Source organism: Acinetobacter sp. Colony158 (genome assembly GCF_019264745.1).
In the GTDB taxonomy this organism is placed as follows: Bacteria; Pseudomonadota; Gammaproteobacteria; order Pseudomonadales; family Moraxellaceae; genus Acinetobacter; species Acinetobacter ursingii.
This window is the reverse complement of the sequence record NZ_CP078523.1, coordinates 129,436-129,745: the sequence shown is the minus strand read 5'-3', so window position 1 is coordinate 129,745 and position 310 is coordinate 129,436. Positions and strand designations below refer to the sequence as shown.

Annotated in this window: 1 protein-coding gene; it reads left to right on the top strand. The window is 32.6% G+C overall.

Annotation, left to right across the window (positions count from 1 at the left end; genetic code table 11):
- Positions 1-310 (top strand): hypothetical protein (locus JR005_RS00425; RefSeq protein ID WP_218665375.1); only part of this gene is annotated, 310 nt, incomplete at both ends.

Genomic DNA, 310 nt, shown 5'->3' with positions numbered 1-310 from the left:
GATGGTTTACGAAAATGTTTAGTGGAAGAGTTTAGTAGCTTATATATCTTCCATTTAAGAGGAAATGCCCGAACGTCAGGTGAACAAAGACGTAAAGAAAAAGATAATGTTTTTGGTCAAGGTACACGTACACCGATTGCTATTTCTATTTTGGTTAAAAATCCACAAGCAGAAAAACAAGGTCAAATTTATTTCTATGATATTGGAGACTATCTTACTCGTGAGCAAAAGTTAGAAAAAATTGTAGAGCTAAAAAGTATTGCAGGAATTAATCAAAAAGATGCTTGGCAAAAAATTATTCCTGATGAAC